Source organism: Polaromonas vacuolata (genome assembly GCF_012584515.1).
Taxonomy (GTDB): Bacteria; Pseudomonadota; Gammaproteobacteria; order Burkholderiales; family Burkholderiaceae_C; genus Polaromonas; species Polaromonas vacuolata.
The window spans coordinates 62,267-86,439 of sequence record NZ_CP051461.1 but is presented as its reverse complement, the minus strand read 5'-3'; the positions used below and the strand labels follow the sequence as shown (position 1 = coordinate 86,439).

Below are 24,173 nucleotides of genomic sequence, written 5' to 3'. Positions count from 1 at the left end.
AATGGATGTCAGTAGGCCTTTGAATCGCTTTAAACGTTAGCTAATGGTTGCCACGTACTGCAAACCGCACCAAAACAGAGCGCTGCAGACGCACTTGTTTGACGCATTCCCACACAGGAGACCCGAATGAGCTTATCTTTAGTGCGCAGCCGCGCTTTACTGGGACTTGAAGCACGCTCTGTCAGCGTCGAGGTGCATTTAGCCAACGGCCTGCCCAGCTTCACACTGGTGGGATTAGCCGATACCGAGGTCAAAGAAGCGCGTGAACGCGTCCGCTCAGCGATACAAAACACGGGTTTGGAGTTTCCGGCCAACCAGCGCATCACCGTCAACCTAGCACCCGCCGATCTACCCAAAGACTCGGGCCGATTTGACTTACCCATAGCGCTGGGCATTTTGGCCGCCAGCGGTCAAATTGATGACGCCAAACTCAAAGACTATGAGTTTGCCGGTGAGTTATCACTGAGCGGCCAATTGCGCCCCATACGCGGCGCACTGGCCATGAGTCTGGCCTTGCGCCCTGGTCAAAACGAAACCGCACCGCGCTTAGTACTGCCGCCGGGCAGCGCCCAAGAAGCCGCGCTAGTACCCGATGCAAAAATCTTTGAAGCCACACACCTATTAGATGTCGTGCGCCAGTTTCTACCCGGAACGCAAGAGCCCGAACCACTCAAAGGCTGGCGCCAAGTACCGCCCACAGCACGTGCCGCGCAAACCTTGGTCGCCGATATGTGCGATGTCAAAGGCCAAGTCGCCGCCAGACGGGCGCTAGAAATCGCCGCCGCCGGTGGCCATAGCCTGCTGATGGTGGGCGCGCCGGGTTCGGGCAAATCCATGCTGGCCCAGCGCTTTGCCGGACTTCTGCCAGAAATGACGATTGAAGAGGCCTTGCAAAGCGCCGCCATCGCCTCACTAGACGGGCGCTTCAAACTCCAGCAGTGGGCAGTCAGGCCAACTTGCTCACCGCACCACAGCGCCAGCGCGGTAGCGTTGGTCGGCGGCGGCTCACCGCCTAGGCCGGGCGAGATCTCGCTCGCCCATCACGGCGTGCTGTTTTTAGACGAATTACCCGAGTTTCCCCGCGCCGCACTAGAAGCCCTGCGCGAACCACTTGAGACTGGCACGATAACGATTTCACGCGCGGCGCGGCGAGCTGAATTTCCCGCCCGTTTCCAGCTCATCGCCGCGATGAATCCCTGCCCCTGCGGTTATTTAGGCTCGATACAAAGAGCGTGCCGCTGCTCGCCCGAGCTTATTGCACGCTACCAAGGCCGAATCAGCGGCCCCTTATTAGACAGAATTGACCTACACGTGGAGGTTGGCTCGATTAGCCCAGAAGCGCTGCTCAACCATTCGCAAGGCGAAAGCAGTCAGGCCATACGCCAACGCGTAGCTATCTCGCGTGAACGCTCGATAGCCAGACAAGGCATGAGCAACTGTGCATTAAACGGCGTTGAGATTGATGTGCAGTGCCGCCTGTCTCCAGACAGCGCCAAGTACCTCAACAGCGCAGCGACCCGGCTCGGCTGGTCTGGCCGCAGCATGCACCGCTGCCTAAAAGTAGCCCGCACGATAGCTGATCTAGCCAGCACCGAAAGCATAGAAATCGCCCACCTAGCCGAAGCCGTGCAATACCGCCGGGCTATGCACACACCTAAAGCGGCCCTATAAATTGCCATGTACGGCGCCCTTCAAACCGCTAAATGAAAAGCTAAGCCAACAGCCCTACAAACAACTGAGAATCTCCCAGCTTAAAACAAGCCCACCACACGACCGTTTTCGTCTATGTCGATTTTTTCCGCCGACGGAACTGCCGGTAAGCCAGGCATAGTCATCACATCGCCGCACACCATGACGATGAACTCAGCGCCGGCCGCGAGCCGTACTTCACGAATATTAAGTTCGTGATTTGTCGGTGCACCACGCAACTCCGGATCTGTGGAAAACGAATACTGGGTCTTGGCTACGCAGACCGGGTAGTTCGCATAACCATCGTCTTGCAGTTTCTTGATCTGCTCTTTAATCTTGCGGTCAGCCGTGACTGCGCTAGCGCCGTAAATCTTGGTCGCAATCGCTGTGACCTTGTCCCACAGCGAGTCTGATTCCTCATACACAAACTGAAAGTTAGCCGGAACTTTTTCTATCAAGTCGGCAACTGTGCGCGCCAAATCCTCGGCGCCCTTGCCGCCTTCTGCCCAATGCCGACAGACGATAACCGGCGCTTCGTGGTGCGCCATTTTTTTCTGCAGTAATTCAATTTCTGCTGGCGTGTCAAAGGTGAAATGGTTAATCGCCACCACGCAAGGCAGGCCGTAGTGGTTGCGCACATTGTTGACGTGCCGCTCTAGGTTGGCGATGCCCTTAACCAGAGCGGGCAAGTTTTCTTTGTCTAACTCTTTGACGTCCACGCCACCATGAAACTTTAGCGCCCGTATGGTCGCGACTATGACCGCCACATCAGGCCGCAAGCCGGATTTGCGGCACTTGATATCAATGAATTTTTCTGCCCCTAAATCGGCGCCGAACCCCGCTTCAGTGACGACGTAATCAGCCAGTTTTAGACCCAGCTTGGTCGCCATCACCGAGTTGCAGCCGTGGGCGATATTGGCAAATGGTCCGCCGTGGATGATGGCTGGATTGTTCTCCAGCGTCTGTACCAGATTGGGTTTGAAGGCGTCTTTGAGCAGCACTGTCATAGCGCCGTGGGCTTTTAGGTCACGCGCGGTGACGGGTTTTTGGTCTTTGGTCTGAGCGACAACGATGTTGCCAAGCCGCTGCCGGAGATCTTTCATCGAGGTCGCAAGGCAAAAAATTGCCATGACTTCAGACGCCACCACAATGTCAAAACCGTCTTGCCGCGGGTAACCATTGGCAGGACCGCCCAACGAGCAAGTGATGTCGCGCAGCGCACGGTCATTCATGTCCATCGCTCGCTTCCAGGTGATGCGGCGTACGTCGATGTTGAGTGAGTTGCCGTGGTGGACGTGGCTGTCCAACATCGCAGCGAGCAAGTTGTTAGCCAGCGCAATGGCAGAAAAGTCGCCGGTGAAGTGCAGATTGATGTCCTCCATGGGCACGACTTGCGCGTAGCCGCCACCCGCAGCGCCACCCTTCATGCCAAAGACCGGACCAAGAGAAGGCTCACGCAAGCAGATGATGGCTTTCTTGCCGATACGGTTTAGCGCGTCTGCCAAACCAACCGTAGTCGTGGTCTTGCCTTCGCCGGCAGGTGTCGGGCTAATGGCGGTGACAAGAATGAGTTTTCCATCCGGACGGTCTTGCAGGCTATCGATGTAATCGAGCGAAATTTTTGCCTTGTAGTGGCCGTAGGGCTCTAAGTGTTCGTCGCTAATGCCGAGTTTTTCTTGGGCGATTTTGGTCACGCGTTGCAGTACCGCCTGCTGGGCGATTTCGATATCGGAAGCCATGTCGTCACTTTCGTCTTGAGTTTTGCTCAAGACCGTATAGCACTTTTCTGGCTGCTATCGATTTAGTCGTGAACAAAGTGTTCAAAAGTTACCTTGTCAAGGCTAGCTAAAGCGGCATTAACAGGCGATTTTAAATAGCCATAAACTTGTCGACGGGTACGTAGATTGAGGAGGCCGTCAACCTAATACCTCTCCCAAAAAAAATTTACTTATGTACTTAGAATGATTTTTTTATCGTGATGCAAACGCTCAGTTTGCATCGATCTCTTCCCACAACCACATAACCGAGACCCAACACCATGCGCCTTTCTGCCCTACTTCCCCTGATTTTTGCGGCGGGCTTTGGCCTTGCCAATGCCCAGACCACCGCCTCGCCCAACGTCAAAGTGACTCCCTTGGGCAGCCACACGGGTGAGTTCTGCCCGCTAGACCGCGCCATGGTGTTTGAAGACCCGGACGGCACCCGCATTCTGTACGACGCAGGCCGCACCGTACGTGGCCCAGACGACAGCCGCTTGGGCAAAATCGACGCGGTGTTGCTCAGCCACGTGCACGGCGACCACCTTGGCGACCGGATTCAGCCCTCAGCCAACGCTGGCACCTGCGGCAGTCCCGACTTCTCCAAAGTGATCGCACCCGGCTCCAACACGGTCAACATTGCGGTGGGTAAAAAGTCCAAGTTGATAGTCGGTGGCGAGATGGGTAAGTATTTCTCGCTGAAGATGAAAGAAGCCGGCGGCGACCCTGCGCAAGTGCAGTTGGTGCGTTTTGGCGCCACCAGCAAAATTGGCGGCGTGACGATTGCCAGCGTACCGGCGGTGCATTCCAACGGGCTCGATCCGGCCTTTTTGCACAAAGACCATGCTGACGCGCTCGAAGCCAATGGCCTGACCGCTTACATGGGCCCGCCGGGCGGCTTTGTAGTGACCTTTAGCAACGGCTTGGTGGTCTATCTGTCGGGTGATACCGGCGTCACCGCTGAGCAAGAAATTGTCGTGCGCCGCATGTACAAAGCCGGGCTTGTGGTGCTCAACATAGGCGGCACGTTCACCACCGGCCCAGTCGAAGCGGCCTACGTGATCAACGAATTGGTCAAGCCACAAGCGGTGATCGCTTCGCACGCCAACGAGCTCGCCACCGAAGGCGGCAAATTGCGGGCTGGCACCAAGACTGAGATGTTCACCAAAGCCAGCAACGTGCCGGTATACCTGCCACTGAGTGGCCGCACCATGGAGTTTGCAGCTAGCGGTGCTTGTGCAGCAGGCTGCTAAAACTTAGTGGCGCTGAGGGGCCAGCAATCGCACCAGAGTCAGTAGTACCAGTCGTATCTAATTTCCAGCGCATCGGCTGCCCGTACAGCCATGCCCTTGGGGAATTATTTTTGCATCCGGCTGCATCCGATTGTTCTACTGGCGGGTAGTACAAATATGGGTAGAAAAAGTCTACTCATATTTGTTCTAACTTTTTACGATTTGGCACCATGAAAACCTATCAAACTCTGATTGCAACTGCTGTTCTAGCCCTCTCTGGCGGCGTCGCCACTGCCCAGAATTTCGACCAATCCAGCGTGGCTACCGCGGTGCAAGTGCCAGCCGGTCACCGCGTGGCGATGCAAACCGTAGGTGCTGGAAGCATCACGTACGAGTGCCGCGTAAAAAAAGACAACACCGACCAATTTGAATGGGTATTTGCCGGGCCAGACGCCAAGCTTTTGGACAGCGCAGGCAAGACAGTGGGCAAATACTACGGACCACCCGCGACCTGGGAAGCGGTAGATGGCTCCAAGATAACCGGCACACAAGTGGCGGTGTCTCCGGGCGGCGCGGGCAACATTCCCTTGCAATTGGTCAAGGCCAACCCGGCCATGGGCATGGGTGCAATGCAAGGCATTACCTATATCCAGCGTGTCAACACCATGGGTGGCATCGCCCCGGCCATGCCTTGCGCACAAGCGCAGGTCAGCCAAAAACAAGTGGTGCAATATCAGGCTGATTACAACTTTTGGAAAGCTAACTAAAGCGCTTCGGGCTGCGACCCGATGTTATCCTTTCCGGCGTGAATCCAGACCTGACCGATTTTGACTATGAGAGTGCCTTAGCCGCCTGTGCAAAGGGGCAGGGCGAAGCATTGCAGCGTTTGTACACGCAAGAAAGCAGCAGACTGCTGGGTGTCGTACAACGCATCGTGCGCAACCGTCCGCAAGCCGAAGACATCGTGCACGACGCCTTTGTCAACATCTGGAGCCGTGCAGCAAGTTTCGATCCACTGCGCGGTCAGGCACGGGGATGGATTTACGCCATTGCCCGCAACCTAGCCCTTAACAGCCTACGCGATAACAGCCGCCAGCATGCGGTAGACCCTGAAACCCTGGAAACCTTAAACCTAGAAGAGTCGCTGCAGGCTTGGCGTGATAGCAAAGACGCCTTTGCCTGGGAGTACACCGCTGACCGTATGCACACCTGTTTTGAAATGCTTGAGCCGATCCGCCGCAATTGCCTGCTGCATGCTTATGTGGACGGGTATTCGCACAGCCAGATTGCGCAGCACATTGGTGCGCCGCTGGGAACCGTGAAAGCATGGATTAAACGAAGCCTTTTGTCTTTGCGTGAGTGCCTGCAATGAGCTTCATCGCCCCCTTCAACGATGACGACATAGCCGCGCTAACCGGCGAATTTGTGCTGGGCACCTTGTCAGCGGAGCAACATCTCGAAGTGCAGGCGCGCATCGACACTGACGCCCGCTGGGCGCAAGCTGCCACGCGTTGGAACGAGCGCCTGTTGCCCTTTGCAGATCTTGCAGAGCCGATTACACCGCCGCCACGCCTGTGGACACGGCTTGAGCACACGCTGGGTCTGAATCAACCCGCACCTGCACTGCTTTGGTGGGAACGCATTTGGCGCAACACCGCGTTGTGGCGCTCACTGGCCGCCAGTGGCATGGCCGCTACGGTTGTGATGACGGCGCTGCTGGTGGGTCAACCAGATACCAGCGTTCCCAAATTCATGGTGGTTCTGGTGGCACCGCAAGACAAAGCGCCGGGCTGGGTGATTCAAGCGTCTGACAAGCAACAAGTGAGCTTGATCCCACTGGGTACTTTTGAAGTGCCTCCCGACAAGGCGTTGCAGTTCTGGACCAAAGCCGAAGGCTGGGATGCGCCGGTCTCGCTCGGTCTGGTCAAACCGGGTCAGCGCATCAACGTGCCTATCAGCGCTTTGCCAGCGATCCGTTCCAACCAACTGTTCGAGCTGACGCTAGAGCCAACTAGCGGTTCACCCACCGGCAGGCCGACCGGCCCGATTCAGTTTTTGGGCCGTGCGGTGCCCGTGATTTAGCCGTCATTTAGCTGTTATTTAGCCGTTACTGAGCCGTTGTTGGTGAGGCCTTTATTCGCCTCGCCGCATACGCTGACGGTCGATAAAGTGGCGTACTAACAAAATGGTCAACAGAGCGCAAGAGTCTAGGTGTCCAACACCGCCTCACGCCCGAGATGCGTCCAAAACGTACCTCGCCTGCCGTGCATGAAGCGCCGAAGCAACTGGCAGGGCGCGACACAATTTTCTCTAGTAGGACTGAGGAAACAGCATTCTTAAATCTATGAATTAAAAATTAAATAACGCTAAGTGGCTTGGCAATTAGCGGACGGCCAGCTTTTTGCCACGCATCGATGCCGCCGGTCATGTAGCGGGCATTGAGGCCATGACCACGCAGGCGCATGGCTGTGGCTCGGCTGACCTCATGACCGAACACGCAGTAGACAATTATTTCTCTGCCCGCAGGCAGGTCAGCAGCCCAGTCGCCCACCTTGGCCGGGTCGCGCCATATCGCACCGGGGATCATGTTGCTGGCCTGCTCGAACATGCCGGCGCGCCGCACATCAATAAGCACTGCAGCGGTAGCGTCGTCCTGCCCAGCGGCAAAAGCCTGGCTGGCGCCGTGCACCGCGTGCTGGTAGCCGGTGTAGACCGCGTCCCAAGCGATATTGGCCATGAATGCGTCAAAATAGTCACCGGCCTTGGCGCCGAAATCTAGCTGATACGCATGCTCATACATGTCTAGCGCCAGAATAGGAATCCCACCGGCCAGCGCCTGGGTGTGGTCGGCCGCCCATTGGTTGACCAAGGTGCCGTCACGAGGCTGGAAAGTGAGCAGCACCCAACCGGAGCCACCGCCCAAGGCTTTGCCCATGGCGACAAATTCTTCGCGCCAACGCTCGACGCTGCCAAAGCTCGCCGCTAACGCCAGTGCCAAAGCCGGCACCATCGCCTGGCCTTCGCCGCCTAGGCAGCGAAAGTGCAGTTCGTGCAACACCACCGAGTTTGTCGCGATAAGTTCTTCCCGCTTCAAGCCATTGACTTGAAACACCGGTGCTGTTGCCCAGTCGAGTTTGGCCAGCTCACCTTGGATGGCGGCTAGGCGCTTGACCGCACCGCCGTAGTTGTTTTGGTGATGGCTGCGCACCAAGCCTTCCGACAGACCCAGCAGCTTTTTAGGATCAATGCTCAATTCTTGAATTTTGAAAGTCACGATTTTTTCTCCTGTTTAATGGCGTGGAATGAAAGGGCGAAAGCAGCCCCTTGGGAATGGGACAGGCGTTTTGACACGAGCCAGCACCCGACGGTTTGGGTACAAGCTCGGAACCTTTATCAAAACCTTTGTCAAGAGCGCTAGCCTTCGCAAAAAAATACCGATTTGGCTCAGCAATGGCCAATCAATAGTCGTCATCAAGGAGGTCACCAGCGGCAGTCGCAACACGGCCAGCGCATTCAAGTGGTCGCTTCCTGCGTCAATGAATAGGCTGTGTGATGGTTCATGATCAAGACTCCTGTTGGAAGTGCACATACAGGGAATCCAGAACGCTGCCGATTTCTTGCAACAATGCACTGTCGTCAGGCAAACGCTGCGATGCCCCTTTAAGAATTGCCTCAAACCCCACCGCTTCAAGCGCTGGCGTGCCGCCAACATCGAGCGCATGAACCATGACTGCTAGGCGCTGTAGCCCGCGGTCGCCCTGCAGGCCGAAACTGGTCATCAGTACCTCGAACGTGACTTTGTCGCCGACATGAGAGAACTCGGCGCCGTCAAAATCAAAGCCCAACGCATTTTTGGGGCAGTCCTTGGGCTGGTCTAGCCAGACAAAACACGCTTTGGTGTCGATAAAGCGCTGTATCAGCCAGGCGCTGGCGACCCGGTCAACCCACAGTTGTCGGCGCGTAGACCAAGTACGACCTTGGTAATCAGCCAAGGGACGCAAAAGAATCTGACCCGCCTCACTGCGAGGCTCGCCAGGCGACAGCACGGCGTTTGCCGCTTCCTGAAAATCGGCCCAAGCCGACTGCGTGCGCAAGCTCGTGTCGCTGGGAAAGAAGTCAACCGCGCTCAGGGCGTCGAAGTCGCGGCCAAGCTTGCGCAGCGCACGGTTAACTTCGACGGGCAACTGCTTGGCCAAAGCCAGCCGAGCTGAACTTAGATCGTTAAAAAAGGTGGTGTGATCCTCGCTGCGGTCAAACAAGGCCTTGAAAGCGGCTTCCTGCTCAGCGGACCGAGAAGAAATATTGACCAGCCATGCTTGCCCGCCCTGCTGAATGGTTTCTTCGGCTAACGCAGTGAGCGCAGCTTCATGAGCGCTGAGTGCCGGCAGCAGATAAGCGCCGTCCCGCATGGGCACGCAGCCCAGCGCCTTGATGGCACGCCAAATACGCATGCGTGCCGTGGCGCTGGTGGTGGGGAGACTGGCGACTAAAAGAAGCCAACTAGTTGTTTCAAATAAAGACATGTAGTAAATATTACATTAATGTCTTAATTACTACAAATACAAAAAACTAAATTTAATTTAATTTGGTCGGTTTAAACCACCGTGCAGAACAGTAATCCTGTGTCTTGACATCTTGAGTCGAGACAAGTTTTGACCTGATCTGCAGATGAAAAACACCGGCTACGTCCTGTCGGTTTTTATCTTTACTATTGCCAACATAGCCGTCAAAGCACTCCTATTCAACAAATTCGTATAGATGGCTGCGCAGAGCCCAAATAATTGCTCATCTAAAGCCACAGCTGAAATTTCCGTCGATTGGGGTCTGCAGTTGACTAATGCAGCGCCTAACGATGCGCTACGCCAAAACGTTTGGCCAAATCTGCAAGGCGCTTATCGAGCGTCCACAGCTCAGTATCTGGCGTAATAAGTGTGGATGCCAGCAACGTCATATCCACCAACCCACACCCAAGCCCATACAACTTTTCGTGCTCAATAAAAGTCGTCACCTCACGCATGCTTGCCTGATTACAGAATTCTAAAAAGCCAAGATTTCTTAAAGTCTTTAAGCGTGGCGCAGGGGGCGTACCACAGGCAATTTCGAGTATGACCATGGGGTGGATTAGCGCAAAGTCTTGTTCGATTAAAGTGACCAACGCATCGTTTCCATGTCGAAAATAGTCTATCCATACCGATGTATCAATGAGCACGCTCATTGTGAAGCTGGCTCCTGCGCGCGACGCGGTACGTCTTGAATATCCGGCATAGTGCCGCCTAAAGCGGCAAGACGCTTGCCGGCTTTTACTCGCACAAAAATTTTGATAGCTTCTCGAAAAAGGTCTGCTTTATCCATGTCGGTGTCAGCCACTTCAAGGGCCTTTTCGTAAAGAACATCGTCGATAGTGACTGTGGTGCGCATAAAAGTGCCTTGTAGCTTCATCAATAATGATGCGTTTATACATCAATACGTACATCGTAACAAACTAAACCGCAGGGCAGTTACCCTCAGGCTTGCAACTCAAGAAAAAAACGGTGCGACCAAACCGATTAATAAGCGGCCAAAAAGCGGCCAAAAGCTAGCTAAGCCCTTACTTACCCAGCAAATGAGTCGCCACACTAGGCTCAGAAGTCATGTGCTTGGTGAGCGCCGCAGTCATGGCCTTTTCTTCTGCTAGCAGCCAAAAAACATCGGCGCTGCGGCGAACCAAACGCAGCAAATTATCCATAGACTCGGCCTGCGCCACATCGTCGTTTTCGTACTTGGTAAAAGCCACTGGGCCGCCGCCAAAGAGGCGCGCCGCCTGACCTTGAGTCAACTGGTATTGCTTACGTAAAGCCGTGATTTCAATACCCGTTACAGCCCATCTACCCGCTGGCGAAAGGCCATCACCAAGCGTTTATTGCGCTTGCCTTCTGCTGCGCCAGCAAAATCAGACGTGCAGACATCGCATAACTTGTAGTGCAAGGGCAGCATGGCCTTGTTGCCCTTGTAATCGCTTTCAATTTCTTGCACTTGCGCGCTGATGTGGCCTTCGGCGCAAATCGGGCAAATTTCTTGTTTGTCCATTTGATTACTTCCTTTAAACATGGCAGGACACCAACACAACTGTCTTACCAAAAGCAAACTTCAAAAAATACGCCACCGACATGACCTTAGCTGTAGCGCGAATTACGTCCATGCACTAATTCCCGCGCGGACGACGACGAAAGATAAATGGCTTGGTCAAAAAAGTAAACAGTCGGTCAACGACAACTGAAAAAATAAGGCCGATTGCGACGGCTTTTTAATCCAACCTAGAGCATCAAGAGAAAATGTTTTTTTTAAACGATTCTGCGGTTTTTTTGATGCAGTCAAAACATAGCGCCGGTGTGAATCACAAATCGGAAAAAACTGCGTAGTCATTAAAATTCAGACGAATTTTCACGCAAAAAAATAACCCTTAGGCATTTTAATTTGCGCAATCTTGGTGGTGAAGAGAGAAAAAATTTATCTAGTTTAGTCTTGGCGCAAGACAAAAAATACTTTGAATAGTTTGCCTTCAGTACACGCAAGCCAAGCATCTATGCGCACAAAGTGTGCCGCATCAATTGACTGATAAGTTTTGAAATAGTCAATCATTAAAGGAAAGACTTTGCAGCAATTACTAGCAAGCGGGCCAGCAAGAAAATATGACAATTTAACTCAATAGTCGCAGCATAAAAAATTCAAAAAGATTTTTTCTGCGGCATATCGGTATCGTCAAACGTCATTTATAAAGCCCCGCCTAAACCCGCTTTGCGCCAATCTAGATCAGTCGTCAAAGCCCAAAAACACCGCTGCCTCGTCCAGCGACTTGCGCTGCGATACGACTGCGTTGGCCGGGAAACTATCGTCAGGCCAGCCCATGGCGACGCAGGTTTGAATCACTTGATCATCTGGAATACAGGCCTCGGCCCGCACCACTGGCGACTGCATAATGCCTTGGCTATTGATCACCGTACCCAAGCCGCGTGACCATGCTGCGTTGACTATGCAATTGACGACGCCACCGCAATCGAAAGGCGCGATGTCGCTGCCGTGAATGGCGCGGTCGTAGGTGATGACGATGGACACCGGTGCGTCGAACTGGCGAAAGCCACGCAAGATCCACTCTTGGCGTTTGGTTTTATCGTCGCGTGCAATGTCCATTGCGGCAAACAACTGCTTGGCCACACCAATTTGTCGTTCGCGGTGCACACCGGTGTAGTCAGGCCCCATACGAAATTCACGCGAATGCGGCACACCCGCTAGATTGCGCTCGACATTGCCTTGCCGGATACGGTTTAACACCGCGCCAGCCACCACATAAAAATTCCAAGGCTGCGTGTTTAAAGAAGTAGGCGCGCGCATTGCCAGCGTCAGAACTTCGCGAACCAGCGCTTGTGGCACCGGCTTATTCAAGTAACCGCGTATGCTGCGGCGGCCTTGCACCACTTGGTCAAAGTCCATAAGCGTGTTGCCCTCGTGTCTTGGATTGGTCTGAAAAATACTCGATTAGTCGAGCCTAAATGATGTTAGCGCAGCGAGCTTTAAAACCTGTCACCAAGGCGGCAGGCGTAGTCTTTTACTCAACCCAAATATGCAGATATTTAGTTATTAAAAGAGGCGACTTTTTTATTCCCCAAAAACAAAAATCCACGACCTTGTGAGCAATGGGGTTTCGAGAAAATTAAATAGGTATCACAAACGTGGATATCACTTTTATTTTTTTATCAAAGTAAAAAAATTATGCATTTATATTCAGCAAAATTTTTCACATTGTTGGTCGTGAGTATTTGTATGCAATGTGCGAATATTTTGAGGGAAGTGATTAACGCCTCTCCTACGGCCTGCGCTGTTTTAAACCGCTTGTAAAAATTATTGCGTAGTGCGAAACGGGGTCGTTCGTCGTTACAAAGGTTCGGCTTTTGACTGACGCCAATCACCGGATCACTCGCTCCGTAAATTTCTAAATTGCACTTCAAACTTGAAGCCGCGGTTTAATTTTTGTATTTATACGCCATCAAAAATATCAAATCACTGATACAGCATTCAATGCGTATAACAAGATTTTTAGTCTTTTCTAGACAAGCAAATAACTATCGTTTTCGTGCTTGCACGCGTGACCGATCAGCGCTATAAAGGCCAGCAAAAATAACTAAATTTAATCAAATATTTCTATTAAATATCTTCTATTCATATTGCTCAACATTATTCACATCAACCGGTAACAACACATGAATCCATTACATAGAAAGGCTGACAGCCAACCTACTTTGCAATCAGAAGCAAAAATAAAAAAAAGAAAAATCTCACCCAATCCAAGCCCCGTCATTCAGAGCAGCCTTGCAAGCCGGATACCCACGCACCAGAGCAGTACCGTTACGCCAAAAAGCTTATCAAGCTATTCGGTTACACCACTCGCTCTAGAAAGCACTGTGGCAAAAGCGCGTAGTGCTAGTAGTGCTAGTAGTCCAAGTAGTCCAAGTAGTCCAAGTAGTCCAAGTAGTCCAAGCAGAATAATCAGCAGCGCTAGTTCGTCCTCTTCCTCTTCCTCTTCCTCTTCCTCTTCCTCTTCCTCTTCCTCTTCCTCTTCCTCTTCCTCTTCCTCACCTTTAGTTAAAACCCATCAAGGAGTGCAGATTCATCCAGAAGAGTTAGAAAAATTACTCAATCGCTCGCGCATTGGTCACGAAGAACAAGCTGCGGTATATGGCGAACTTGAGGGGCGAATGTCTGAAGTCGTTAACGCGGCAACGAATCCCCAGCAGCCAGAAGTGGCAAGGCAAGCCCTGAAGTTACTAGACGAACTAACTCAGAACTCTGACGTCAGAGCAGCTAGACTCTGGGCCACCTTGGGGGCGGCTGGGCGCGCAGCGCTCGTGACCGCAGCAACGAGCACCGCACAACCCGCCGTGGCCGAGCAAGCCCTGCATTTATTGGCCAGTCTAGCGGACCACTCTGACGTCACAGGCGCTGGGCTCTGGGCCACCTTGGGTGCGGCTGGGCGCGCAGCTCTAGTGACCGCAGCAACAAGCCCTGCACAACCCGCAGTGGCCGTGCAAGCGCTGAATTTTTTGACCAATCTAGTGGGCTACTCTGACGTCATAGACGCTGAAATGTGGGCCGACTTGGGTGCGGCTGGGCGCGCAGCGATCGTGACCGCAGCAACTAGCACCGCACAGCACGCAGTGGCCGATAAAGCCCTGGCATTGTTGACTGTTATGGCGGGCATCTTTAACGCCATAGACACTGAACTCTGGGCCACCTTGGGGGCGGCTGGGCGCGCAGCGCTCGTAGCCGCAGCAACGAGCCCCGCACAGCCCGAAGTGGCCGACAAAGCACTTCTTTTATTGACCGCTTTAACGGTCCGCTCTGAAGTCAGAGACGAGGAACTCTGGACCAGCTTGGGGGCGGCTGGGCTCGCAGCGCTCGTGACCGCAGCAACGAGCACAGCGCAACCCGAAGTGGCCGAAAAAGCACTGAATTTGTTGACCAATCTATCGGGCAACTCTGCCGTCAGAGGCGAGGAAATCTGGACCAGCTTGGGGGCGGCTGAGCGCGCAGCGCTCGTGACCGCAGCAACGAGCACCTCAGAACCCGCAGTGGCCGAGAAAGCACTGGAATTGTTAACCGCTATGGCGGGCAACTCTGTTGTCATAGACGCTCAACTATGGGCCACCTTGGGGGCGGCTGAGCGCGCAGCTGTCGTGACCGCTGCAACGAATCCCGCACAACCCGCAGCAGCCGAGAAAGCCCTGATTTTATTGTCCACCTTAGCGGCCAGCTCTGTTGGCATCAAAGTCGAACTGTGGCACTTGTTGCAGCCGCGGCTTGCGCAGCTGTGGGCCGTTACTACTCAGCCGTCAGCTGCTAAGCAAGATGCTGCAGTTTTTTTATTCAACCAAATTCGAGGAGACGCACAGAGAACCAGCCAAGCATTAAACGTGTTGAACGCCGCCATCCCAGCTATTTCTATACGCCGCAGCATAGACACGCTTCGTGGGTGGGGTGAACTAGTTAGCCGCCATGAGGCAGCGCAATTACCGTTACTAACCGGCATCGTTCAAGCCAACATCTCAGCGCAAAAAATGGCTGTGTTTTTAGCTGCCGTGATGAGTGGATTTAATCTCTGGCAACACCCACTAGAAGAGCGCGAAGCACTGCGCGACCAACTGTTGGCCATACCCCTGGCTGAAGGTATTGATCCGACGCTGTATAGACAACACATGCAGTTAGGGTTTGATGCCGCTTGCGGCAACACAGTTGCAGTAATCGAGAGCAAATTTTTACCAGCACCAGAAAAGCTGCAACTGATAGAAATTATTTATTCTTCTCGAGAATTTTTAAGCGCTCAAGTAACACAGGAAGAGTTGTCGAAGATACAGTTCACGCCTCATATGTCACGCGAATTTAAGCTGCAAGCCATAGAACTTCTCCTCAATCACGGAAAAGCAAACAGCTCTCAATTTAAAGGAATCCTGACTTGGCTTAAAGGCGAATTCAAAACAGATAAGCACACCGTCTTTACTAATCCAGTCACTTTTGGAAATATTAGTGATACTGAAATCTACGCACTGGCAGAACAACGCCAGCAATACCTCGCGCTTTACCAAAATTTTCGACCACATATGACGCGCGATTTTATTCAGGCTGAAATTGCAGAAATTAGTCAGCAAGTTTCGACAAAAGAAATGCCGGAGGATTTTGGCGCTACTCTTATTTTTCAATTACGACAGTTTCTCTCGACTGCAAAGATTGATGCCGGTGTCAACGACGATGGTCGATACGATAGCAAGAGTGAATCTAAATAGCATTTTTTTGATGGATAGGTACCAGCTACAAGTGCAACCGAATGGCAATTAATTTGTAGCTACTCCATAAAAAATCATGAAGTGTTTAATGTCCGAAATATTTTTGGGGACGACGATTGCGTCTATGCATCGCCACCGCGGAATCAGCGTCAAGGATGCAATCGAAGCGCATGCAAGTTGGACATGAAGCGATGAATCAAACCATTCATAGGGTCATTAAATATACACCCCCACGCAGCATATGGACAGATAAGAAAATTTGTCTTCAAAGAAAAAGTGGTTTGTTTGTGTTGGACAAAATTCTTCACGTTTCTGGTCGTGAGTGTTTGCACGCAATGTACGAATGATTTTAGAAAAATGATTAATACATTCCCTAGAGCCAATGCTTTTTTAAACGACACGTAGGCAAATATTTAAGCAGTGTGGAAAAGGGTCATTAATCATTATCAGCGTTTGGCTTTTACCAGCGTTAATCACACTATCACTAACTCGCCCAGTTAATTTAAGAGTTCCACTTTAGGCTTAAATCCGTAGTTTAAATTTTGTACTGACATGCCAAAAAATATTCAATACGTAAAAATTTAAGTCTTTTTCTAAAAAATAAATTATCATATTTTTAGTGCTTGTACATGTGGCTAATCAGCGATATAAACACTAGTAAAAATAACCAAATTTAATAATATTTTTTTAATATTTTCTATTCCATATTAATAAAACTTTATTTACTTTAACTGATAACGACACATGAATCTCTTGCATACAACGGTTGTCATAAATCCTACGTTGAGACAAAAAGCCGAAAGAAAAATTTCGACTATTCCAAGCCCAGTAGTCATTCAGAGCAGCCCTGCAATCCGGACACCCACACATCAGAGCAGTCTCGTTTCTCAAAGAAACTTATCAAGCTATTCGGTCAGACTAGTAACTGTAGTGAGCAATGAAACTAAAGCGAGTAGTTCTAGTAGCTCCAGCCGACCCGACAGAACAATCAGCAGCGCTAGAACTTCGCTGTCATTGTCAATTAATCAAAATCAGAGCGCACAGATTAATCCAGTAGAGTTAGAAAATTTACTCAAACGCTCATGTGTGAGTCAAGAAGAAAGGGCCGTGGTATATCGCGAACTTAAGGGGCGAATGTCTGAAGTAGTTAATGCTGCAACCGCTATCACACAGCCAAAAGTGGCACGGCAAGCAATAGAGTTATTGATGAATCTTGCTGCGAATTCCGAAAGTAGAAAAGCTTTTATTTGGGCGAATTTTGATGTGACCGAGCTTACTGCAATCGTCAAATTAGCGACCACTCCAGGCCAATTGAATGCGGCTTCAATAGCCTTACTAGCGAATCTCACCAATGGCTCCGTCATCAGAACATCTCAACTTTGGGAAACCTTAACCAAGGCTAATGACGCGGCAATCGTGGCATCGGCAACAACCACGAAACCGCAAAGAACAGCTGCGATGGCTTTGTTAGCCAATTTAATGACTGGCTCTGAAGCTAGAAAAGCTGCAATTTGGGCCAGCTTGGAGATGACTGGCTACACGAACATCATCACTGCCGTATCGACCACGGGGTCGCCACGAACAAACCTGATGGCACTGCGTTTACTGTCCACTCTCGCGGAAGGATCCACAACTCGGACCGCTGCGCTATCGGCCAGCTTGGGTGTAACTGGACGCGCAGGCGTCCTTGCTGTAGCAACGACACTTGGCCAGCCGCAAGTGGCCGCAAAAGCTCTGCATTTATTGGTTGTCCTTTCGCTGAAATCTCTTGCAATGCAAGCTGAGCTTTGGGCCACCTTGGGAATGACTGGGCGCGCAGCTGTCGTCGCCGCGGCAACGAACCCAGAACAACCCACTGTGGCCAAGAATGCCCTGCGTTTTTTGGACCGTTTAACTCTTCGCGCTAATGGCGTAGCCGCTGAACTCTGGGCCACCTTGGGGGCCGCTGGGCACGCCGCTGTCGTTGCCGCAGTAACCAACCCCACGCAACCCGCAATGGCCTATGAAGCCCTGCAGTTATTGATCAGTCTAGCGGTCAATTCTGACCTAAGAAAAACTGAACTATGGGCTGCTTTGGGGGACGCTGGGCGCGAAAGCCTCGTCCATGCGGCAACAACTGCGGGAGAACCAGAAGTCGCCAACAATGCCTTGGAATTACTGCAATTATTGAACGTTAACCCTCACATCAATGTCGCCATTTGGCCCTTGTTGCAGCCGCGGCTTGCGCAGCTATGGGTTGTTGCTCAGCAGCCAATTGCTTTTTACAGCACTACAAATTTTTTATTCGAACAAATTCGAGGTGACGCTCAAAAAATCCGCCAAGTGTTGAACGCATTGAATGCGGCCATCCCAGCTATTTCTATGCGCCGCAGCATAGACACGCTCCGTGATTGGGGTGAGGCAGCTAGTCGCCAAGAGCCACATCAATTAGCGTTACTAACCGGCATAGTTCAAGCCAACACCACTCCGCAGAAAATGGCTGTATTTACTGCTGCCGTGATGAGTGGAATTAATCTCTTGCAACGCCCACTTGAAGATCGCGAAGCACTGCGCGACCAACTATTGGCTATACCCATGGCTGAAGGAATTGATCCAGGGCCATATAGACAACACATGCGCTTAGGGTTTGATGCCGCTTGCAGCAACACAGCTGCAGTAATCGAGAGCCAATTTTTACCAGCACGAGAAAAGCTCCAACTGCTAGAAATTATTTATTCTCTTGGTGAATTTTTAAGCACTCAAACAACACAGGAAGAGCTGTCGAAGATACGGTTAATAACTAATATTTCACGCGATTTCAAGCTGCAAGCGATAGGACTAATCCTCAATCACGGGCAAGCAATTGAAATTCAATTCAAAGAAATATTGGCTTGGCTTAAAGGCGAATTCAAAAAAGATCCGCACACCGTCTTTACCAATCCAGCCACTCTTGGAGATATTGGGGATGAGGCAATCTACGCACTGGCAGAACAACGCCAGCAATACCTAACGCTTTACCAAAACTTTCGCCCGCATATGACGTGTGATTTTATTCAAGCAGAAATTGCACACATTAATTTAAGCGTTTTGGAGAAAGAAATGCCAGCAGATTTTGGCGCTACTCTTATCTTTCAATTACGGCAGTTTCTTCCAATAGCGATGATTGATAGTGATAGTGATAGTGATAGTGATGTTAAAGACGATCGCCAATACGACAGGAAGAGTGAATCTAAATAGACCCGCAGACAAAATAAGCACCCAAGCATCGCAATAACTAAAACCCTCAGATTCAACAATAATCAAGCCACCCGATTAATCTCAAAATTGCACTTCGGACTTAAAGCCGCTTAGCCTAAAGTCATAGAAAACCCAGAAATAGCCCTGTTAGCAATAAGAAAAAAATGATTGAACGGTAGCTAGTTACAAAAAACTATCGCCGCCGTTTTCTAATTCGCGCACTCTTGCTAGTAGCGACAAAAAAATCATCAGGTTTAGTTTTAACCCAAGAGACAAATACTTTGAGTTCAGGGTGCTCAAGCAAAGCGTCTACCGTCGCGTACTGGCGAGCCAACTCAGACTCGGTCAGCACTGCATGAATTTGGCGATGACAAATGCGGTGCATAAAAGTTGTTTGCCTCCCTCCCTTGCTTTTGGGAACAAGGTGATGTGCATCGCGCTGCGCAGGCGGTATGACGCGGCCGCAAAGCGGGCATTGCACTAACGCTGGCAGGGGGGTGTGAATCACAGCTATCTTCACTGGCCTTGGCCAATGTCCCCTGGCGATTCATCATCTTCAGATTCAAGCCCATGCGTGAGGGCATTGCGCAGAAACTGCTTTTCGTAATGGCGATTGCGCCGGTTCTTCTTTGACGACGCTCTTTGCCCCAAGCGCTTATCGACCACAATTTCAGACAAATTATTCAGATCGCTCAAGCTTTTGATGAGATTTGGGGCGTTACGCTGCGGCATAGTGAGTGGTGAAAAAAACGACACTCAAATACTAGGGCAAGGGCTGGGCGGCTTAAACCTAGCGCAGCTGAAGGTTATCTTTTGGTGAGGATATACGGCGCGAGTGCGGCAAGGTCTGTCGGTTTTAATATCGCAGAAAATTAATGCTTGCGATGGCTCATGCGTATGCGATGTCTGCGTCCAATAACAGCGGCTAATAGCAGCGCACAGCGCATTAGCTTTTAGCTTTTAGCTTTTAGCCGGTGGCGTTAGCAAAATACCTTCTGGCAATTGAAGAAAATTAGCTGAATACAAATCACAGCCCTAAAAAATATCTAGCCAGCTTCAAACAACTTAGCAATCGAAAGCAGGCCAAAGCATTTTTACTAAACCGGGGTATTCGGAGTCGCGTCTGACAGCTAGGCAATCGGTCAAAGTGGTGTGTCTGAATCCATGCTGCTGCTGTTCGTGTCAAACCATGCGAGCAACCCAGCGCGGGCCTTGGAGGTGCCGCTCACACCGAGGGAAACTGAAGTGTTGTCTTGGCTGGCTAAAGGCAAAACCAACCGCGATATCGCCGACATTTTAGGCATGAGCCCGCGGACGGTGAACAAACACTTAGAACATATTTTTGAAAAACTCGGCGTAGAAACCCGCTCTGCCGCGACTGCAGTTGCAGCGCAATTACTACCGCAGTCTTAGCGCCACCAAACCAAGCTCGAATTTGACTCAGACTCGGGCGTTGGCTTTGGCGTTGGCGTTGGCGTTGGCTTTGGCTTTGGCTTTGGCTTAACGACTTTGGTTTTGCGTTTGTGACGGCGGCTGATTGACCACCGCTGCCGGTGCGCGCAGCACCGTGCCATCAGCCAGACGCAGGGAAGATCCTTCCAGCGTCACGCGGCTGCCCACGCTAGGTGATTGGGCCAACTCTATGCTGCGGCGCGATCCGTCTTCCATGCGCACACTGACTTCGTAGACCGTTTCCTTGCGGACGTTGTTTTCAATCGCGTTGCCGGCAAAGCCGCCACCGACTGCACCTAATAGCGTAGCAACGGTTTTACCGTTGCCTTGACCGACCTGATTGCCCAGCACCGCACCCAACACGCCGCCAGCTACCGCACCTATGCCTGGGCCTGAAGGCTTGATGGAACGTTGCACGGGCGTGACGCTCTCGACCGAGCCGCAGTCATTGCAAGCACGTGCTTGGGCTACTGGTAAAGGCACAGGAACCGAGGACGGCGCAGCGCCGCTATGAGCGACTACTGCGGGCGATTTGGTGACTGGCGCATCGCGATGCGTCGGCTGAGTGTGCTGAACCACAGGTTTTGTTGCGCTGTCGTTGAGCGCCACTTGGGCCGGCTTTTGTGCGGTATCACTGGTGGCAGGCGCGGTGATAGCCAGCGGAGTAGTGCTTGCAACAGCCGCTGGGCTGCGCTGATAAAGCATGGTGCCGCCCATGGCCAGTACCGCAGCACCCAAAAGGCCAACGGCAATCCACAAGGGCTTGGCGCTTGACGACGATTGGCTAGAAGATTGTTGGTTGGGATTAGTCATGAGAGTGTCCTTTGCAAAGAGGAAGCTGCCAAATTGCTGTGCAGCATGATGTGTAACTTAGTGTAAAAATATTTAACGCATCAGTAGACGTTTTCGCATACAAATCTTTGTCAAGCCAATAAAACATCAAATCGCAAGCCCCAAATCCCGCAAATCCCACAAACGTCATGTGATGCTTGGCGCCACGCGTCGTAACCCCAGCGTTTTCCGCTAAAGGCTAGGACGAGAGGAGTTTCGAGCTCAAACCATCTTCACAGATTAGGCGCGAGCAAACGCTGCATCGCCTCGATCGAGCTGCCGCGGCGCTTGGCCAAGTCCTGCAACTGATCGTCGCCAATTCGGCCGACATTGAAGTAGCAGCTATCCGGGTGACCAAGATAAAAACCGCTCACACTAGACGCTGGTGTCATGGCCAGACTTTCGGTCAAGGCCATGCCAATGTCTTGCGCACCGAGCAACTCAAACATGGCTTGCTTGACGCTGTGGTCCGGGCAAGCTGGGTAGCCCGGCGCAGGGCGAATGCCAGTGTATTTTTCGCGGATTAAGTCTTCAACGGCCAAGCTCTCATCAGCCGCATAACCCCACAAGTCTTGGCGCACACGCTGGTGCATGGCCTCGGCAAAAGCTTCGGCTAAACGGTCAGCCAAGGCTTTGAGCATGATGGAGGAGTAGTCGTCGTTGTCGTCCTCAAAATACTTTTCTTTTTTCTCCATGCCAAGGCCAGCGGTAACCGCAAACAAGCCAATGTAGTCGGCGATTTTGCTGTCCTTTGGCGCCACAAAATCCGACAGGCAACGATTCGGGCGCATCACGCCTTCAACCGCTGTTTTTTCGGTCTGCTGGCGCAGGCCGTGCCATGTCATGGCGACTTCGGTACGCGATTCGTCGGTGTAGATTTCTATGTCGTCACCGACGCTGTTGGCGGGGTACAAACCGACCACCGCATTAGCCGTTAGCCAGCGGCCATCAATCAAACGTTTGAGCATGCGTTTGGCATCAGCATAAACACGCACGGCTTCGGTACCCACCACTTCGTCTTTAAGAATGGCGGGAAAAGGGCCGGCCAAATCCCAGGTTTGAAAGAACGGCGCCCAATCAATAAAGGGTGCTAACTCGGCTAAATCGAAATTTTTAAACAAACGCCGGCCGGTAAATTTAGGCACTTTGGGCGTGTAGTTTGTCCAATCGACTGGTGTCGCATTGGCACGTGCTTTGGCCAATGGCCACATGGGAATTTGTTTTTTATTCGCGTGTTGAATACGCACTTTTTCATAGTCGATATTGATCTCTTCTATGTACTTAGTGGCATTGTCTGAGAGCAAGCTTTGCGCCACGCTCACGCTGCGCGATGCGTCCGGCACATAGATCACCGGGCCTTCGTAATGGGGCGATATTTTCACCGCGGTGTGGACTCGGCTAGTGGTCGCGCCGCCAATCATGAGCGGGATTTTTTTCAGGCGAAAGTAATCGTCTTTTTGCATCTCGGCGGCCACGTATTGCATCTCTTCCAAGCTCGGCGTGATCAGACCGGACAGGCCCACAATATCCGCTCCTTCAGCTTTAGCACGGGCTAATATTTCGTGGCAGGGCACCATCACGCCCATGTTGACGACTTCGAAGTTGTTGCATTGCAAAACTACAGTGACGATGTTTTTACCAATATCGTGGACGTCGCCTTTGACCGTGGCGATGATGATTTTCCCCTTGGTTCTGACGTCCGCACCAGCGGCTTCTAGCAGCAGTTTTTCGGCTTCGATGTAAGGCAGCAAATGGGCTACGGCCTGCTTCATGACGCGGGCGCTTTTCACCACCTGAGGTAAAAACATTTTGCCTTGACCGAACAAGTCGCCCACCACATTCATGCCGTCCATTAACGGGCCTTCGATCACATGCAGTGGTCGGCCACCGTCGGCGCTAATGGCTTGCCAGACTTCTTCGGTGTCTTCGGTGATGAACTCATTCATGCCGTGAACCAAGGCGTGGGACAGACGCTGACGCACTGGTAGGGCGCGCCATTCGTAGCGCTTGCTGTCGTCTTTGGCACCGCTTTTAGCCGTCTCCGCGACTTCAATCAAACGCTCGCCGGGCGTTAATTCAGCCTCGCCCGCCAAGTAGACCGGCCGGCGGTTAAGCACCACGTCTTCGACCCGCTCGCGCAGAATCGGGTCTAAGTCGTCATAGACGCCCATCATGCCGGCGTTGACGATGCCCATGTCCATTCCGGCTTTGATGGCGTGGTACAAAAATACCGTGTGAATAGCTTCACGCACCGGGTCATTGCCGCGAAAGCTAAACGACACGTTGGACACGCCACCCGAGACTTTAGCGCCGGGCAAATTCTCTTTAATCCAGCGGGTGGCGTTGATAAAGTCGACGGCGTAGTTGTCGTGCTCTTCAATACCGGTGGCTATGGCAAAAATATTCGGATCAAAAATAATGTCTTCTGGCGGGAAGTCGATGTCGTCGACCAACAGGCGATAAGCGCGCTCGCAAATTTGAATCTTGCGCGCATAGGTATCGGCCTGGCCTTTCTCGTCAAACGCCATCACCACCGCAGCCGCGCCATAGCGCTTGAGCAGTTTGGCCTGCTGACGAAAGATCGCCTCGCCTTCCTTCATGGAGATGGAATTAACAATTCCCTTGCCCTGAATGCAGCGCAGACCGGCTTCAATCACGCTCCACTTAGAGCTGTCAATCATGATGGGCACGCGGGCAATGTCGGGCTCGCTGGCGATCAAATTCAAAAAACGCACCATCGCGGCTTGGCTGTCCAACATGGCTTCGTCCATGTTGATGTCTATGATTTGCGCGCCGTTTTCGACTTGCTGACGGGCCACGACTAAGGCCGCTTCAAAGTCGCCGTTGAGAATCATGCGGGCAAAGGCCTTGGAGCCGGTGACGTTGGTGCGCTCGCCAATGTTGACGAATAAGGACTCAGCACCAATGCTCACGGGCTCAAGGCCGGACAGCTTCATGGCGGGTACCGCAGGCAGGGCTGGCGTGGCGGCTAGGGGGAAATTTTCAGTTGCAGACATGGACTCACCTTTGGGCTCAAGGTGAGCGTCGTTTTGGCGGCAGCTGTACTAGCGCCGTTAACCCAAGCCTGACGAAATAGACATTTCGCTGCAACGCTCCTTGGGTTGTGCAGATTTTAAGCGCTGATCGAGGCGGTCAGCACAAACGCGCTGTAAGAACCGCTACAA

General features: G+C 52.1%; 18 protein-coding genes, 1 pseudogene and 1 riboswitch. Of the genes and pseudogenes, 8 read left to right on the top strand and 11 right to left on the bottom strand.

The annotated features are described in order from the left end of the window. The first annotated feature begins 126 nt into the window (after positions 1 to 126). On the top strand, positions 127 to 1,671 hold the full coding sequence (locus HC248_RS00385; RefSeq protein ID WP_168920753.1) for a YifB family Mg chelatase-like AAA ATPase: 1,545 nt from the start codon (positions 127 to 129) through the stop codon (positions 1,669 to 1,671). Positions 1,672 to 1,751: 80 nt separating this feature from the next. Here HC248_RS00385 and HC248_RS00380 read toward each other — a convergent pair whose 3' ends face one another. Continuing rightward, the gene (locus tag HC248_RS00380; RefSeq protein ID WP_168920752.1) at positions 1,752 to 3,428 is read right to left on the bottom strand and encodes a formate--tetrahydrofolate ligase; all 1,677 of its coding nucleotides are present in this window, start codon (positions 3,426 to 3,428) and stop codon (positions 1,752 to 1,754) included. A 299-nt stretch (positions 3,429 to 3,727) separates the two neighbouring features. Here HC248_RS00380 and HC248_RS00375 point away from each other — a divergent pair, with 299 nt between their 5' ends. From HC248_RS00375 to HC248_RS00360, 4 genes are all read left to right on the top strand, one after another. Continuing rightward, on the top strand, positions 3,728 to 4,699 hold the full coding sequence (locus HC248_RS00375; RefSeq protein WP_168920751.1) for an MBL fold metallo-hydrolase: 972 nt from the start codon (positions 3,728 to 3,730) through the stop codon (positions 4,697 to 4,699). A gap of 209 nt (positions 4,700 to 4,908) precedes the next feature. Beyond that, positions 4,909 to 5,445, top strand: a complete 537-nt coding sequence (locus tag HC248_RS00370; RefSeq protein WP_168920750.1) for a DUF3455 domain-containing protein — start codon at positions 4,909 to 4,911, stop codon at positions 5,443 to 5,445. Positions 5,446 to 5,483: 38 nt separating this feature from the next. After that, a complete protein-coding gene (locus HC248_RS00365; RefSeq protein ID WP_168920749.1) occupies positions 5,484 to 6,050 on the top strand; it encodes a sigma-70 family RNA polymerase sigma factor in 567 nt (188 codons plus the stop codon). Next, complete coding sequence (locus HC248_RS00360; RefSeq protein ID WP_168920748.1) at positions 6,047 to 6,760, top strand: anti-sigma factor; 714 nt, start codon at positions 6,047 to 6,049, stop codon at positions 6,758 to 6,760. Before HC248_RS00365 ends, HC248_RS00360 begins: the two co-directional genes overlap by 4 nt. Positions 6,761 to 7,034: 274 nt before the next feature. Here the strand turns inward: HC248_RS00360 and HC248_RS00355 are convergent, their stop codons facing one another. The 7 genes from HC248_RS00355 to HC248_RS00325 all read right to left on the bottom strand — a co-directional run bounded on the left by HC248_RS00355 (position 7,035) and on the right by HC248_RS00325 (position 12,145). After that, entirely contained in the window at positions 7,035 to 7,952 is a 918-nt protein-coding gene (locus HC248_RS00355; RefSeq protein WP_168920747.1) for a Fe-Mn family superoxide dismutase, read from the bottom strand. Positions 7,953 to 8,241: 289 nt separating this feature from the next. Continuing rightward, positions 8,242 to 9,201, bottom strand: coding sequence for a chromate resistance protein ChrB domain-containing protein (locus HC248_RS00350; protein ID WP_168920746.1), 960 nt, complete (start codon positions 9,199 to 9,201; stop codon positions 8,242 to 8,244). A gap of 323 nt (positions 9,202 to 9,524) precedes the next feature. Continuing rightward, on the bottom strand, positions 9,525 to 9,893 hold the full coding sequence (locus HC248_RS00345) for a type II toxin-antitoxin system VapC family toxin (RefSeq protein WP_168920745.1): 369 nt from the start codon (positions 9,891 to 9,893) through the stop codon (positions 9,525 to 9,527). Continuing rightward, on the bottom strand, positions 9,890 to 10,096 hold the full coding sequence (locus HC248_RS00340) for a type II toxin-antitoxin system VapB family antitoxin (protein WP_168920744.1): 207 nt from the start codon (positions 10,094 to 10,096) through the stop codon (positions 9,890 to 9,892). The genes HC248_RS00345 and HC248_RS00340 overlap by 4 nt, the downstream gene beginning before the upstream one ends. Positions 10,097 to 10,265: 169 nt before the next feature. Further along, the gene (locus HC248_RS00335; protein WP_168920743.1) at positions 10,266 to 10,493 is read right to left on the bottom strand and encodes a hypothetical protein; all 228 of its coding nucleotides are present in this window, start codon (positions 10,491 to 10,493) and stop codon (positions 10,266 to 10,268) included. Between the two features lie 38 nt (positions 10,494 to 10,531). Next, on the bottom strand, positions 10,532 to 10,744 hold the full coding sequence (locus HC248_RS00330; RefSeq protein WP_168920742.1) for a hypothetical protein: 213 nt from the start codon (positions 10,742 to 10,744) through the stop codon (positions 10,532 to 10,534). A 723-nt stretch (positions 10,745 to 11,467) separates the two neighbouring features. Then, the gene (locus tag HC248_RS00325) at positions 11,468 to 12,145 is read right to left on the bottom strand and encodes a nitroreductase family protein (RefSeq protein ID WP_168920741.1); all 678 of its coding nucleotides are present in this window, start codon (positions 12,143 to 12,145) and stop codon (positions 11,468 to 11,470) included. A gap of 1,166 nt (positions 12,146 to 13,311) precedes the next feature. Here HC248_RS00325 and HC248_RS00320 point away from each other — a divergent pair. Both HC248_RS00320 and HC248_RS00315 read left to right on the top strand, forming a co-directional pair. Then, positions 13,312 to 15,489 (top strand): hypothetical protein, encoded by a 2,178-nt coding sequence (locus HC248_RS00320; RefSeq protein WP_168920740.1) that lies wholly within the window; start codon positions 13,312 to 13,314, stop codon positions 15,487 to 15,489. A gap of 1,014 nt (positions 15,490 to 16,503) precedes the next feature. Then, positions 16,504 to 18,705 (top strand): hypothetical protein, encoded by a 2,202-nt coding sequence (locus HC248_RS00315; protein ID WP_168920739.1) that lies wholly within the window; start codon positions 16,504 to 16,506, stop codon positions 18,703 to 18,705. 516 nt (positions 18,706 to 19,221) lie between these two features. Here HC248_RS00315 and HC248_RS00305 read toward each other — a convergent pair. Further along, positions 19,222 to 19,437, bottom strand: a complete 216-nt coding sequence (locus HC248_RS00305) for a hypothetical protein (RefSeq protein WP_168920737.1) — start codon at positions 19,435 to 19,437, stop codon at positions 19,222 to 19,224. Positions 19,438 to 19,842: 405 nt separating this feature from the next. Here HC248_RS00305 and HC248_RS00300 point away from each other — a divergent pair. Continuing rightward, positions 19,843 to 20,118 (top strand): annotated as a pseudogene (locus HC248_RS00300) (response regulator transcription factor); the annotation flags it as partial. An 87-nt stretch (positions 20,119 to 20,205) separates the two neighbouring features. On the opposite strand, the gene HC248_RS00295 reads toward HC248_RS00300, so the two are convergent. Together HC248_RS00295 and metH are read right to left on the bottom strand one after the other, a co-directional pair. Further along, the gene (locus tag HC248_RS00295; RefSeq protein WP_168920736.1) at positions 20,206 to 20,970 is read right to left on the bottom strand and encodes an outer membrane lipoprotein; all 765 of its coding nucleotides are present in this window, start codon (positions 20,968 to 20,970) and stop codon (positions 20,206 to 20,208) included. A gap of 251 nt (positions 20,971 to 21,221) precedes the next feature. Then, on the bottom strand, positions 21,222 to 24,005 hold the full coding sequence (gene metH, locus HC248_RS00290; protein ID WP_238342674.1) for a methionine synthase: 2,784 nt from the start codon (positions 24,003 to 24,005) through the stop codon (positions 21,222 to 21,224). A gap of 16 nt (positions 24,006 to 24,021) precedes the next feature. Further along, positions 24,022 to 24,113: riboswitch (S-adenosyl-L-homocysteine riboswitch) on the bottom strand. Between the last annotated feature and the right edge of the window lie 60 nt (positions 24,114 to 24,173).

Excerpts from the sequence above, each read along its gene's own strand:
- HC248_RS00385 (WP_168920753.1), top strand. The coding sequence starts at position 127 with ATGAGCTTATCTTTAGTGCGCAGCCGCGCTTTACTGGGACTTGAAGCA.
- HC248_RS00380 (WP_168920752.1), bottom strand. The coding sequence starts at position 3,428 with ATGGCTTCCGATATCGAAATCGCCCAGCAGGCGGTACTGCAACGCGTG.
- HC248_RS00375 (WP_168920751.1), top strand. The coding sequence starts at position 3,728 with ATGCGCCTTTCTGCCCTACTTCCCCTGATTTTTGCGGCGGGCTTTGGC.
- HC248_RS00370 (WP_168920750.1), top strand. The coding sequence starts at position 4,909 with ATGAAAACCTATCAAACTCTGATTGCAACTGCTGTTCTAGCCCTCTCT.
- HC248_RS00360 (WP_168920748.1), top strand. The coding sequence starts at position 6,047 with ATGAGCTTCATCGCCCCCTTCAACGATGACGACATAGCCGCGCTAACC.
- HC248_RS00350 (WP_168920746.1), bottom strand. The coding sequence starts at position 9,201 with ATGTCTTTATTTGAAACAACTAGTTGGCTTCTTTTAGTCGCCAGTCTC.
- HC248_RS00345 (WP_168920745.1), bottom strand. The coding sequence starts at position 9,893 with ATGAGCGTGCTCATTGATACATCGGTATGGATAGACTATTTTCGACAT.
- HC248_RS00340 (WP_168920744.1), bottom strand. The coding sequence starts at position 10,096 with ATGCGCACCACAGTCACTATCGACGATGTTCTTTACGAAAAGGCCCTT.
- HC248_RS00330 (WP_168920742.1), bottom strand. The coding sequence starts at position 10,744 with ATGGACAAACAAGAAATTTGCCCGATTTGCGCCGAAGGCCACATCAGC.
- HC248_RS00325 (WP_168920741.1), bottom strand. The coding sequence starts at position 12,145 with ATGGACTTTGACCAAGTGGTGCAAGGCCGCCGCAGCATACGCGGTTAC.
- HC248_RS00305 (WP_168920737.1), bottom strand. The coding sequence starts at position 19,437 with ATGCCGCAGCGTAACGCCCCAAATCTCATCAAAAGCTTGAGCGATCTG.
- HC248_RS00295 (WP_168920736.1), bottom strand. The coding sequence starts at position 20,970 with ATGACTAATCCCAACCAACAATCTTCTAGCCAATCGTCGTCAAGCGCC.
- metH (WP_238342674.1), bottom strand. The coding sequence starts at position 24,005 with ATGTCTGCAACTGAAAATTTCCCCCTAGCCGCCACGCCAGCCCTGCCT.